Source organism: Myroides indicus, assembly GCF_004364575.1.
In the GTDB taxonomy this organism is placed as follows: Bacteria; Bacteroidota; Bacteroidia; order Flavobacteriales; family Flavobacteriaceae; genus Flavobacterium; species Flavobacterium indicum_A.
Map to the genome: position 1 here is coordinate 1 of NZ_SOAG01000020.1, position 13,103 is coordinate 13,103.

Consider the following 13,103-nt stretch of genomic DNA (forward strand, 5'->3'; position numbering starts at 1 on the left):
GCCAGGGGCATCGCAGAGTAGCTACGTTGGGCAGGGATAAGCGCTGAAAGCATATAAGTGCGAAACCCACCACAAGATTAGATTTCTTTAAAGGGCCGTTGAAGATGACAACGTTGATAGGCTACAGATGTAAAGGCAGTAATGTCACAGTCGAGTAGTACTAATAGCCCGTACGCTTATGTGCACTCTCCCTGTCTTAGGGATGGGGAGAGGGCGTCTTTCTATTCAGGATAGGGTTATACTATCTATGAGTTTTATTGTTTTTTTGTGGCATGTTTTTTCAGTATAGTTAACCATATAAGTTACTTTTAGTAGTAGCTGCCGATTCAGGGTGGTTATTGCGGCGGGGTCCACCTCTTTCCATATCGAACAGAGCAGTTAAGCCCGCCAGCGCAGATGGTACTGCCGCAAGGTGGGAGAGTATGTCGCTGCCCTTTTTTTGAAAATCCCCTTCACACAAAAGTGAAGGGGATTTTTTGTTGAATGTAAATCAATAAAGTCCGTTAAACTTACCGAAAAAAAACGTTATTTTGCTTTATGCTTAAAGATCAATACAAAATGATAAAAAAAATACTATTAAGGTTGGGTATTGGCACAGGAGTACTATGTGTATTGATATTGTTGCTGATGTATATTGTGCCGGTATTTTATGCTGATCAGATAGATGCGAAGGTTAAAGAGCTGATGAAGGAATCCATTAAAGGAGATGTGGATTTTGAAAATATCGATTTGTCTTTTTACAAAAAATTTCCAGTCTTGACAGCAACAGTTTTTAAGCCGACTATTCAAGGAGTTCAGTTAGACACTCTTTACACAGACAACTTATTTGGAGCTGAATCTGTGAGTTTAGGAATTGATCTTGTTAGTATTTTCAGAGGTGAGATGGTGTTTAACAGGATTTATATTGACCATCCTGAGGTCAATATTTATGTTACGGAAGCAGGTAAGGCTAACTATGATATTTTTATATCCGCTGATGAAAAGGAGGAAAGTGATCAGAGTCTTGCGTTAAAGATTGATGAGCTCTATATAAATAATGCAGAAATTGTTTACAATGACTTAGCCAGTAAATTAAGTCTTGTTGCCTCTGATTTTGACTATATCGGACAAGGAAATATGAGCGATGCTGTTTTTAATTTGAATAGTAAAGCTAGTATTAATTCCTTTGATTTTAATTTTGATGGAGTACACTATATCAAAGAAAAGCCGATTTTAGCTGATCTTGAGACAAAAGTAGATACTAAATCTCTTACGTTTTTGTTTTCAAAAAACGATTTGCGTATAAAAGGTTTACCAGTGGATTTTAAAGGACATTTTGGCTTTATTGAAAACGGCTATGATATGTTGTTTGATATAAAAACGGAAAATGCTACATTAGAACAATTACTGTCAGTGATTCCGCCTGATTATCAGTCATGGCTTGATAATACTAAATTTGAAGGTGATATTGACGGCAAATTCCATTTGGAAGGAAAATACGTCATTGTTGATAGTTTGGCTCCTGATGTAAATTTATCCTTAAAACTTAAAAATGGCTTTATTCAAAATGGACAGGTAAATCAACCGTTAGAAAACATTGTCTTGGATTTTGCTTACTCCATCCCCGGATTAAATATTGAAAAGGGCGTTGCAAAAGTTGAAGAATTATCTTTTGATCTTAATGGAAAACGCAGTGATTTAAATTTTGAAGCAGAAGGCATAACCACAATTAATACAAAAGGAAAGATCAATGCAGCTGTAAATCTTGATTTGTTGCAGAAAGCCGTTGGTATTGAGGGTTTTGTAATGCGAGGAGAATTAGCATTAAATGGTGAATTTGATGGGATTTACTCTAAAGGAGAGGTAATCAGAAAGACTATACGCAAAGTCTATAGGGATTCTATTATTACAAGTATACCCGAGTTTAATTTAAAGGGATTTGTCAAAGAAGGATATTTTAAATTGGCCGGACTTCCTGAAGCGTTAGAAAAAATTAATTTTGATTTTGAGTTTAGGACTAAGAATTCTGATTATAGAAGTATTTCGGCGAGACTCTCTGATATTGCTTTAATGGCAATGAGTAATTATGTAAAAGGGGATTTATATTTAAAAAATCTCTCAAATTATGATGTTGAAGCTACTATTGATGCTAAAATAAATTTAGAAAATATAAAAGAATTCATTCCCGTGAAAGATATTGTCTTGCGAGGGATAATTGATGCTAAAACAAATATAAATGGGACTTATGAACCTCAACGAAGGTTATTTCCGATAATTGATTCTGACATTAAATTTACCAATGGTTATATTCAGTTTAATCGAATTCCAGATTTGCCGATAGAAGACATTCAAATTCACACTATTGTCAATAGCAAGCGAGGCTCGTTTAGTGATTTGACGATTAAAGTGCTTCCGATTGACTTTAAGATAGCCGGAGAGCCTTTTCAGCTTGCTGCAAGTTTATACAATTTAGATAACTTAAATTACAACGTTAAATCTAAAGGCGTATTAAACATAGGAGATTTATATAAAATTTTCAAGATTGATGGATTAGATTTACACGGCAAAATTTTGACAAACCTATTTTTAAGCGGGTTGCAAAGCGATGCTTTAAAAGGAGATTTTGACAAACTAAAAAACGGAGGTTATTTTGAAGTAGAGAATATTAATGTTTCTTCTGATTTGTTTCCAAAACCATTGCATATTAAGAAAGGAGTTTTTAAATTCTTCAAAGAAAAAATGAAATTTGAGAAGTTTGAAGCCAATTACGGGAGTTCTACGATTTCCATGGACGGGTATTTGACAAATGTTATTGATTATATGCTTCAAGGAGATACATTGAGAGGTAATTTTAACCTTCAGACACCTTATATGAATGTTGATGAATTTATGATGTTTGCAGATAATCAGACGAGTAAAATAACGACAGCTAACACTGTAGATGCAGGTGTTATCCAAGTACCGGCAGACTTAAATATCGGCTTTAATGCTACTGCAGATAAAATTAAGTATACAGAATATAATTTGGAAAACTTTACCGGGAATTTGCTTATAGCTCATGGAGGAATCAGTTTAAAAGATACTCAATTTAATCTGATAGGAACTAATGTTCAAATGAACGGTATCTATCAGCCAACAGGATATAAAAGTGCTTTATTCAGTTATAATATCAAAGCTTCAGATTTTGATATACAAAGAGCCTATAAAGAAATTACGCTGTTTAGAGAAATGGTCAGTATGGCAAAAGATGCTTATGGGGTTGTTTCTTTAGATTATAGCTTAAAAGGGCAATTAAACAGTAGTATGTTTCCGGTGATGAAAAGTTTAGAGGGCGAGGGCACTCTTTCACTGGCAGATATCAGCTTTAAGGGATTTAAGCTTTTGGGAGCAATTGCAGAAAAAACCGAAGCTAAATCACTAGAAAACGGAAGTTTATCAGATGTAAATATTAATTCATCCATCAAAGAAAACGTTATTACTATTGAACGCACAAAGATGAAGATGGCGGGGTTCAGACCTCGTTTTGAAGGTCAGGTCAGTTTGGACGGAGAGCTCAATATTGGTTTCAGGTTAGGTTTGCCGCCTTTAGGTATTATTGGTATACCAATGAAAATAACCGGAAATTCAGAAGATTTTAGCATTAAGCTGGGCAGGTACAAACCCAGCGAAGTATTAGGAAAAGAAGTTGAAAGTGACGATGAAGACATAGATGTAGAATCAGTGCATGATTCTATACCCGAATTGCCGGAGGTTCCTGCTGATACACCTGAGCAGGAAAACGAAACAGAAGCCAAGGCGTAATTAGTTAATACCATTACCTTGTAAAATAAAAGATTTAGATTTATGAAATATATCAAAACCCTGATCATATATTTTTTGTTTTTGGGGATATTGAACGCCCAAAATCAAACTGAATCCTATATTTATGAAAGTATAAAATTTGAATGTCCAACAGAAAATGACACTATAAAAGCGTTGTATAAATCGGCGTTTGAAGCATTAAATACGCCAAAATACATTAATACTGCCGGCAAGATTTTTTTTAATATTTTACAAATTGACAAGAGTTTATGCGATGCTTATTTTTTTACAGGAATAGCGCTTACCCAGCAAGAAAAACATCAGGCAGCACTAAGCTACTATTACTATGCGGATAGTTTAGCTACGAATAATAATTCTGTTTTTAAAGAAGAACTTGCACAAGCGGCTTTAAGAGTCAATAATGTGGGATTAGCCCGTAAAAAGTATGAAGAGATAATAAAATATTTTCCGGAAGACCCTGATGGATATTATGGCTTAGGGCTTACGGCAACCACGTTAGGAGATTCTGAAGAAGGGTTGAAAAATTTGGAAATTGCAGAACAAAAATATTTGTCAGAACAAAGCTGGACAGTGCAAAGAAAAAACGAAGTATGGCTGATGAAAGCCATACTCTTAACCATGGAAGAGCGATACAAAGAGGCAATCGATTATTTTGACAGATGTGAAAATACATTTGGAGAACTGGAAGATTTTAATGCCAATCTAGCTTTATCAGCATATCATTTATATCAAGAAAAAAATGATGAACAATGGAAAAAAAGATGTTTGGAGGCTTTACAGAAACTAAAAGACAAGGAAAAACTCAAAGAAAGTTTTTTAGCTATTTTTAAATTTGAATAATCATCTCAACGCCAAGTCAATTTCAAAACCAATGCCGCGTATACTGGTTATTTGGATGTTGTCGTCGTGTATAAAATATTTCCGGAGCCGGGTTATAAATACATCCATACTGCGCCCGCTGAAATAATCCGAAGAATGCCATATTTTTTCAAGAATAACATTTCTATGGACAATTTTATTGTTGTTTTGGATAAGTAAAAGGAGTAAATCCCTTTCGCGTTCGGTTAAGCGAAAACTTTCTTTCGGATGAGTCAACTTTAATTGAAACGGATGAAAAGAATAATTTCCCAATTGATATTGTTGCGTTTGTGCAGATTCAGCATATTTTAAAATATTATCTATGCGGAGTTTAAGCTCTTCAGGATCACAGGTTTTGGAAATATAGTCTGCAGCACCTGATTTTAACCCCATCAGTCGGTCTATATTTTGGTTTTTTGCCGTAAGAAATAAAAAGGGCAATGCCGGGTACAGCATCTGTATTTCTTTTGATAAACTGAAACCATCTTTTACAGGAAGCATAATATCTAAAACCGCTAAACTGAATTTTTCCTTTTTCAGCATATCCAAAGTGTTCTCAGGTGTTGTAAGCCAGATTACTTCGAAACCGCTTATCTCCAAATATTGCTGCATTACTGTACCGTAATCGATATCGTCTTCTACCAAAAGAATTTTATGCATAGGGCAGAGAAATTTTAAAAGTTGTTCCTGTGTTTATTTTGCTTAGCAGTTCAATGTTTCCGTTTAGCTGTTGTACAATTTGTTGTACTTGATAAAGCCCGATACCCAACCCCGTAGTGGTGTGGACATTGTTATTGATTATGCGATAAAATTTTTTAAAAATCAGTTTTTGTTCTTCTTTTTCAATTCCTAAACCATTGTCCTTAACCATTAATAGAATGGAATTGCTGTGCTGAGTTATGTGGCAGGTAATTTCTGTTGCTCCATATTTAACGCTGTTTTCAAGCAGGTTTAATATTATGGTTTCCATCGGGGTATTTGGCAGCGATAAGGTTTCATCTGCGTTCCATTGCGTATAAAAAGTTACGCCCGTATAATGCAGTTGCAGATCGTGAATCATATTGTCAAATGAAAGGCTGCTAAACGGCGAACTGTTCTGTACGTTAGACGGAATCAATTGCTGTTGTATTTTTTCTAATCGGTTTATCTGGCGTAACAGAAGTTCAACCGTAGGAGATTTATATTCTTTGGACAGGTTATTACAGCCATATTTTAAGGTTGCAATCGGGAGTTTAAACTCATGGGAAACATTGTCTACCATATTGTGCAAACTTAAAACTTCTCTTTCTTTCTGTCGGATGGTTTTGTAAGTAATGTAATACAAAATCAAAATAAAGAGGCAGATTAATACAGAAAAAGCCAGTAAAGGAAAAAGCTCTTTAAGTGCAATGCGGTAAATGTTTAATACTTCGATATGCGTTTCCTGATTAATGGTAAAATGACGGTTATAATCTTCCGGACAATCTAAACACTCCTCATCGTTTTTGTTGGAGCTGCTTTCGTTAATTTCCCATTCTGAAGTGTTGATACGAGTAGGTTTTTTTACTTTTTGAGTGGTTTCTAATATGGTGATCGGTTCTTTTAATAAGTTTTGGGCAGAAGAATTGAGAGTAATCTGTTTTACACTAAACCGGACGGCAACATCATAATTTAAATTTTTAAAGACACTATCTGTTTTTTGAGTAAAAAGATGACTGTTTTTTTCAATATTTAGAGCTATGGTATTTTGAACCGAATCTATAGTTGTTTTATTTTTCAATACATCTAAAAACGAATTATAAATTTCACTTTCCTTTTTTAAGGTTATTTGCTTAAAAAAAGAGGTTTCTGTCAGAGCATCAACTTTGTCGTGAGCAATGCGGTTAATTTCTTTTTTTTTAAGCTCTAAAACTTTAATGAAATAGAATGCCATTATTCCCACCAGTAAGAAATAAAAAATGCAAAACGCCTTAAAATAATATTTGGGCTTAGACTGACTCATTCTTACAAATGTAAATCAAAAAAAGAAATTCTCTTTTCCGCGTTTCGCCATTAACCGTTCATTAACCATCCGTTAACCGGGTCTCTTTTAAGAAGAAGCGATTTTTGTCAGAAATATTCAGGTTATGATTAGATTAATTGTTTTTTGTTTTTGCCTTTTATTAGCACTGATTGCCCATGCCCAGCCACAAAACGTGTGGCGCGGAACAATACAAAATGCACAAGGAACTGCTTTGCCTTTTGTTACTATTGAAGTGCAAAACAGCGAGGGAATAAACTTGTTAACTTCTTTTAGCGAAGAAGACGGAAGTTATGAGCTGACTTGTCCGCAAGAAGCTTTTGAACTGCGTTTTAAATACGTGGGATATAAAGATTTTATTTTGCCTGTTTCAAATAATTTTTTGGCTGAGATAACCCTGCAGGAAGACAGCGCTTTATTAGATGAAGTGGTCATTACAGCCAAACGACCAACAATTAAACGCGAAATAGATCGGCTGGTGTTTAATGTGCAAGATACCCCTTTGGCAACGACGAATGCCTGGGATATTGTCAAACAAACACCGGGCGTGAATGCAATAGGAGACAATTTAAGTATACGAGGAAGTCAAAGTATTTTGATAACTATCAATGATAGAAAAGTAATGTTGATAGGAGATCAATTAAAATCTCTGCTAGAAGGAACGGAAGGAACACAGGTCGAAGCTGTAGAAGTGATTACCAATCCGCCAGCAAAATACGAGGCTCAGGGAAACGCTGTACTTAATATACGATTAAAAAAGAATAATTTATTAGGATATAAGGGCAGTATTTCCGAGCGATTCAAGCAAACCACTTATGCTTATAATACAGCAAGTACGCAACACATCTATACAGGTGAAAAATTCAATGTATCCGGAAGCTATTCTTTTGGCACTGGTGCAGGGGTTCGTTACAATGAAGATAATGTCTTGTACGAAAATGGCGAACGATGGAGTAGTGTGATGACGCGTAAGAACAAAATAAAGGGACAACATAGTTTCCAGGCGGAGATGGATGTGAAGCTTGATACTACGCTAACACTGACTGTTGGCGGAACAGGATACATTAACGAACAATCTAAAGGAGATTATGAAATTCCAACTTTGATTTACAATCCACAAGATATTGTTGAGTCTTCCTATACGACTTATAATAGAAAACGCGCGAATATGGATACCTATACAGGATATGCTTTAGTAGAAAAGAAATTCAATCCTGAGCAAAAATTATTGTGGTCGTCTTATTTTACTTATGAAAATCAAAAAGACAACCAACGAGTTTTGACGGAATTGAATTTTAAGGATCAGCCGTTCTCTGAGCGACTTTTTGCTACTAAAGACAGACAGCGCACGCGTTTGGCTGTTTCAGGTTTAGATTATAGTATTGATAATGAATTATCAAAATGGGAGTCAGGCGCAAAATACAGCATTGTAAAAGCCTCGTATTTATTAGACTTTTTTGGTCAAAAACAGGAGAATCTGGCTTATGACCCAGCCAAGAGTAATGTTTTCGATTATCAGGAAATTAATTGGGCGGCTTATACTTCCTACACCAGGCAATGGAAGCAATGGCAAGCGAAAGTAGGTATACGAGGAGAATACACAGGCATTCAAACGAGAAGTACACAAGGAGGGACAAACAACCAATCGTATTTTAAGCTATTCCCTTCAGCTTATTTAAAATATGATGTAACCGAAGATCATCAATTGAGTTTGGCGTATAGCAAGCGAATTGACAGACCTTCTTATTCTTGGATGAACCCTGCAAAAAGCTATTATAACTTGTTCTCGTATTTTCAAGGAGATCCCGATTTGAAAGCAGCAATTAGTCATAATTTTAGTTTGAATTACACATTTGAGCAATTGAATATCGAATTTTTTTACAATAAAGAGATTCATCCTTCCATGGAAATTTCATATCAAGAAGATGCAACAAATATGTTGATTTATCACTATACCAATATAGATAAAAGACAAACAGCAGGGGCAGTGACAAGTTTCGCTTATCAGATTTTACCACGTTGGTCAGCCAATACCTTTTTGCAGTTGCAACAGCAGGAAGATTATTTTTATGGAGTTGATAAGCAGCTACATAAAAATGACGCTTTTGTTTTTGGAGGTCGTATAAGCACCTCAGTAGATCTCGATCAAAATAGCAATTGGAAAGCGATGCTGACGTACACTTTTCATACACCAACGGTGCAAGGATCTTTTACCATCAGCGGATATCAACGCACCGATTTTATTATGAGCCGCGAGTTTAATCAAAAGAAATGGTCAGCTAATCTGTATGTCTATAATATTTTTGGAAGTGATCGACAAATTATTAAAACACAATATGCCAATCAGTACAATTACTTCAAAGATTATATGGATACTCAGGGAATTGCCCTTGGACTACGTTACAATTTTGGCAATCAAAAAGTAAAATACAGCAGCAAAGAAATTGATATGCAAGAAAAGGATCGCCTGTAAGATTGATTTAGTTTAGTAAAAAAGGAAAGCTGAAATAGCTTTCCTTTTTGTTTTGGTCTATTTTTTGTAATAATTGTTTTATTTAAGAAAAAAGAAAGAAGGCTGTTTTGTAGAGTTGTTAAAATACATTTTAGTTATTTTGTAGCTTTGCAGGATAAACCGATAGCTATGGCATTTGATTATTTTGACCAGATTCGTAAAATTAGAACAGGGATCCGCTTTTATAGTGAATTGCTAATTGAAGCTTCCTGGAATGTGTGGAATATTAAAACGAGAGTAGGTATTTTTTTCTTTTCGCTCTTAGTTTCTCTTGGCATTACCTATTTTTTTACTCCGGAAGTATTTACAGATGCACAAACTTACACACTTTTTATTCTCATTTTTTCGGTATTGCTGTGGGCAACGGAAGCTATTCCGCCTTTTGCGGTAGGAATTATGATTATTGGTTTTTTGGTTTACACGATGGGAAATATGGAAGGAGCTACTATTTCTCCAAAAGAAATTTCAGATACCTGGTCCGACAGTGTAATATGGATTTTTTTGGGAGGGTTTTTTCTCAGTGAAGGAATGCGTAAAACAAATTTGGATTTATCGCTGTTTAAAAAAACAATCTCTTTGTTTGGTGCTAATCCCAATATGCTTATTTTGGGTATTATAATCGTAACTTCTGTTTTATCGCTTATTATATCCAACACAGCTACAGCTGCTATGATACTGGCTTCGGTCATGCCTTTAATAGACAGAGAGGGCAAAGATTCCAATATGTCCAAAGCTATTTTAATCAGTATACCTGTTGCAGCAACTTTTGCCGGAATGATGAGTATGGTCTCTACTCCGCCTAACTTAATTGTTGTAAATGTATTAAGGTCTAAAGGATTTGAAGTGAGTTTTACGCAGTGGTTTGTGCTGGGCTTTGTTCCGGCTTTAATTCTGTTAATTGGATTTTGGTTTGCGGTCGTTAAAAAATATACGTCTAAAGTAACGGAATTAGATGTTTCATTTGTAAATGAGACAATCCATCTTACAAAATCTTTGCGGTTACAGCGGATGATTGTTGTGGTTGTATTAACTGTTACAGTAATGTTGTGGATGTTTGGCAATCGGCTTAATATTCCAACAGCAGGAGCGGCAATGATTCCGATTATGTTTTTGCCCATGCTGGGAATTATTAGTGCGGAAGATGTCAGAAAGCTGCCTTGGGATACTTTAATGCTGGTAGCAGGAGGTTTAGCACTGGGGATGGCAATTAAAGAGCTTCTTGCACCTTATTACTCCCAATTTTTAGAAGGTATAGAGTTTAACGTAGTCGTTGTGATTATAATTTTTGCAATCGTTACCGTTTTGTTTTCCAATATTATGAGCAGTACCGCTACCGCTACAATTGTTATTAATATTGCAGCGATTGTTTTACCACCCGAACAAATTTTGCCTGTTGGACTGGTGATTGGGTTGTGTTCTTCTTGCGGGTTGTTTTTGCCGGTTTCCACCCCGCCAAATGCGATTGTTTTTGGAACAGGAATGCTCAAGCAAAAAGATTTCAGGCTAGGCGGAATGTTCGGAGCTGTTGTAGGAACAATAGTTATTATTGTTTGGGTTTTGATTCTGCAGTATTTAACCCCGTTTTTAAAATGAGATCCTTATTAAGGTGCAGTTGTCTATAGAAAACAAACTTTATATTACTCAATTCGTTCAGGATAATTGGTTATGATACCGTCTACTTTTAGTTCATACATTTTTCGGATGTCTGTATATTCGTTTACTGTCCATGGATAAATCAGCAGTCCTGCGTCTTTTATTTTCTGGACATTGAAAGGCGTAAGTTTTTCAAAATAAGGGTTGATGGCAACCGCCCGAATCTCTTGAGCAAAAGCGATAGCCTCCAAAGGCTCCTGCTCTGTTAGTACGGCAATAGCGATGGAAGAATCTATTTCTCTCATCTTTTTCAATTCGTCCCACCGGAAGCTCGAAATGATAAAATCACTTTTCTGCCATCCTTTTAATAGAAAAGAACGAATGATCTCATGCGTTTTTTCGGCTGTATCGCTGCCCTTCAGTTCAATGTTTAAAATTGCTTTTTTGTCAATTGCTTCAATAACCTGAGAAAGCATAGGAATTTTATACTCTCCTTTCACCCACAGTGGTTGCAGTTCAGCATAGGTATAGTCTTCTATATAACCTGTTCCGTTGGTAACTCGTTCCAGAACGGCATCGTGAAATACGATCAAAGAATCATCTTTAATCTTGTAAACATCTATTTCAATCATGTCACAGTTCATTTCAACCGCCTTTTGTATAGATTCAACCGTGTTTTCTGCTACGTGAGCCATAGCTCCGCGATGACCGATTCGGAGTGTTTTTTGATTTTGTGAAAACGAAATTGTACTCATGATAATACATAAAGTAATAAAAAAATGTTTTGCCGTCATACCCAAGATAAGTTTTATACAAAAATCGCTGTCTTGTGTAATGCAGGGCTTATCGCAGTATTAATTTTAAATTAAAAAGCCGGTTTAAACCGGCTTTTACTATTTTACAGGAGTGCCGTAAAGGTCAAACTCCGTAGCATCGTCAATGTAAACGGCAGCAAATTCACCTACTTTTACATAGTGTTTTGCAGCGTCAATCAGTACCTCGTTGTCCACATCCGGACTGTCGTATTCTGTACGTCCTACAAAGTAATTTCCTTCTTTGCGGTCGATGATACAGCGAAAAGTTTTTCCGATTTTTTCCTGATTTAATTCCCATGAAATCTGAGCCTGAATATCCATAATTTCATTGGCTCTGGCTTGTTTTACTTCTTGGGGTACATCGTCTTCCAAAAGATAGGCATGGGTATTTTCTTCGTGTGAATAGGTAAAACAGCCCAACCGTTCAAAACGCATTTCCTGTACCCAGTTTTTCAAAATCTGGAAATCTTCTTCAGTTTCGCCCGGATAACCTACAATCAATGTCGTCCGTATAGCCATACCTGGTACGGCAGCTCTAAAATCTTTTAGCAACTTTGTTGTTTTGTCTTTGGTTGTTCCGCGACGCATCGATTTTAGTATATTGTCAGAAATGTGCTGAAGCGGAATATCAATGTAATTGCATATTTTGGGTTCGCGTTTCATCAGTTCCAAAACATCCATAGGAAATCCGGTTGGAAAAGCATAGTGCAGGCGAATCCACTCAATGCCTTCTACTTGAGCAAGGTTCTCCAGCAATTCGGCAAGGTTTCTCTTTTTGTATAAATCCAAACCATAATACGTCAAATCCTGAGCAATTAAAATTAATTCTTTAACTCCGTTTTTGGCAAGTCCTTCGGCTTCTTTTACCAATTTTTCAATGGGCTGAGAAACGTGCTTTCCTCTCATAATCGGAATAGCGCAAAAACTGCACGGTCGGTCACATCCTTCAGCTATTTTCAGATAAGCATAATTTTTGGGCGTAGTGGTAAGTCGTTCTCCCAAAAGTTCGTGTTTGTAGTCGGCTCCCAGTGCTTTTAACAACAAAGGCAAATCGGTGGTGCCAAAATACTGATCTACGTTTGGAATTTCTGTTTCTAAATCCGGCTTATATCTTTCCGAAAGACATCCGGTTACAAAAATCTTGTCCACAATTCCCTGTTCTTTTTTGTCGACGTATTCCAAAATGGTATTCACAGACTCTGCTTTAGCGTTATTGATAAAACCACAGGTATTGATTACTACAATGTTGGCTTCGTCATTCACAGCTTCATGGGTTACCTCTTTGCCGCTGGCTTTTAGCTGCCCCATAAGCACTTCGCTGTCGTAAACATTTTTGGAACATCCCAAAGTGACTACGTTAATCTTATTCTTTTTTAAACTTTTGGTTCTCATGTATTTATCTGATAGGAGTGCAAAATTACACATTTTATTGAAACGAGTTGTCTTTTTGTTATAAGTTTAAAGATTTGAAAAAGCTAACTTCTTGTTGCAGAAAATAAAATACCGCTTTTAAATAATTCTTAAA

General features: G+C 35.9%; 8 protein-coding genes and 2 rRNA genes. 6 read left to right on the forward strand and 4 right to left on the reverse strand.

The genetic code is table 11. The features are described from left to right. The 4 genes from C8P70_RS09075 to C8P70_RS09090 all read left to right on the forward strand — a co-directional run. Positions 1-185 (forward strand): 23S ribosomal RNA (locus C8P70_RS09075); the annotation flags it as partial. 142 nt (positions 186-327) lie between these two features. After that, positions 328-437, forward strand: a 5S ribosomal RNA gene (gene rrf, locus C8P70_RS09080). Positions 438-558: 121 nt separating this feature from the next. After that, positions 559-3,780 (forward strand): AsmA family protein, encoded by a 3,222-nt coding sequence (locus C8P70_RS09085; RefSeq protein WP_133713022.1) that lies wholly within the window; start codon positions 559-561, stop codon positions 3,778-3,780. A 42-nt stretch (positions 3,781-3,822) separates the two neighbouring features. Further along, positions 3,823-4,641 (forward strand): tetratricopeptide repeat protein, encoded by an 819-nt coding sequence (locus C8P70_RS09090; RefSeq protein WP_133713023.1) that lies wholly within the window; start codon positions 3,823-3,825, stop codon positions 4,639-4,641. On the opposite strand, the gene C8P70_RS09095 is transcribed toward C8P70_RS09090, so the two are convergent. Both C8P70_RS09095 and C8P70_RS09100 read right to left on the reverse strand, forming a co-directional pair. Continuing rightward, positions 4,642-5,319 (reverse strand): response regulator transcription factor, encoded by a 678-nt coding sequence (locus C8P70_RS09095; RefSeq protein ID WP_133713024.1) that lies wholly within the window; start codon positions 5,317-5,319, stop codon positions 4,642-4,644. Then, positions 5,312-6,640, reverse strand: coding sequence for a sensor histidine kinase (locus tag C8P70_RS09100; protein WP_133713025.1), 1,329 nt, complete (start codon positions 6,638-6,640; stop codon positions 5,312-5,314). The genes C8P70_RS09095 and C8P70_RS09100 overlap by 8 nt, the downstream gene beginning before the upstream one ends. Before the next feature lie 124 nt (positions 6,641-6,764). Here C8P70_RS09100 and C8P70_RS09105 point away from each other — a divergent pair, with 124 nt between their 5' ends. Together C8P70_RS09105 and C8P70_RS09110 are read left to right on the forward strand one after the other, a co-directional pair. Further along, positions 6,765-9,131, forward strand: coding sequence for an outer membrane beta-barrel family protein (locus C8P70_RS09105; protein WP_133713026.1), 2,367 nt, complete (start codon positions 6,765-6,767; stop codon positions 9,129-9,131). Between the two features lie 168 nt (positions 9,132-9,299). Then, positions 9,300-10,763, forward strand: a complete 1,464-nt coding sequence (locus C8P70_RS09110; RefSeq protein WP_133713027.1) for an SLC13 family permease — start codon at positions 9,300-9,302, stop codon at positions 10,761-10,763. Between the two features lie 44 nt (positions 10,764-10,807). Here C8P70_RS09110 and C8P70_RS09115 read toward each other — a convergent pair whose 3' ends face one another. Further along, positions 10,808-11,557, reverse strand: coding sequence for a glycerophosphodiester phosphodiesterase (locus tag C8P70_RS09115; RefSeq protein WP_133713028.1), 750 nt, complete (start codon positions 11,555-11,557; stop codon positions 10,808-10,810). A 99-nt stretch (positions 11,558-11,656) separates the two neighbouring features. Further along, positions 11,657-12,970, reverse strand: a complete 1,314-nt coding sequence (gene rimO, locus C8P70_RS09120) for a 30S ribosomal protein S12 methylthiotransferase RimO (protein WP_133713029.1) — start codon at positions 12,968-12,970, stop codon at positions 11,657-11,659. Positions 12,971-13,103: the final 133 nt, after the last annotated feature.

Excerpts from the sequence above, each read along its gene's own strand:
- C8P70_RS09085 (WP_133713022.1), top strand. The coding sequence starts at position 559 with ATGATAAAAAAAATACTATTAAGGTTGGGTATTGGCACAGGAGTACTA.
- C8P70_RS09090 (WP_133713023.1), top strand. The coding sequence starts at position 3,823 with ATGAAATATATCAAAACCCTGATCATATATTTTTTGTTTTTGGGGATA.
- C8P70_RS09095 (WP_133713024.1), bottom strand. The coding sequence starts at position 5,319 with ATGCATAAAATTCTTTTGGTAGAAGACGATATCGATTACGGTACAGTA.
- C8P70_RS09100 (WP_133713025.1), bottom strand. The coding sequence starts at position 6,640 with ATGAGTCAGTCTAAGCCCAAATATTATTTTAAGGCGTTTTGCATTTTT.
- C8P70_RS09105 (WP_133713026.1), top strand. The coding sequence starts at position 6,765 with ATGATTAGATTAATTGTTTTTTGTTTTTGCCTTTTATTAGCACTGATT.
- C8P70_RS09110 (WP_133713027.1), top strand. The coding sequence starts at position 9,300 with ATGGCATTTGATTATTTTGACCAGATTCGTAAAATTAGAACAGGGATC.
- C8P70_RS09115 (WP_133713028.1), bottom strand. The coding sequence starts at position 11,557 with ATGACGGCAAAACATTTTTTTATTACTTTATGTATTATCATGAGTACA.
- rimO (WP_133713029.1), bottom strand. The coding sequence starts at position 12,970 with ATGAGAACCAAAAGTTTAAAAAAGAATAAGATTAACGTAGTCACTTTG.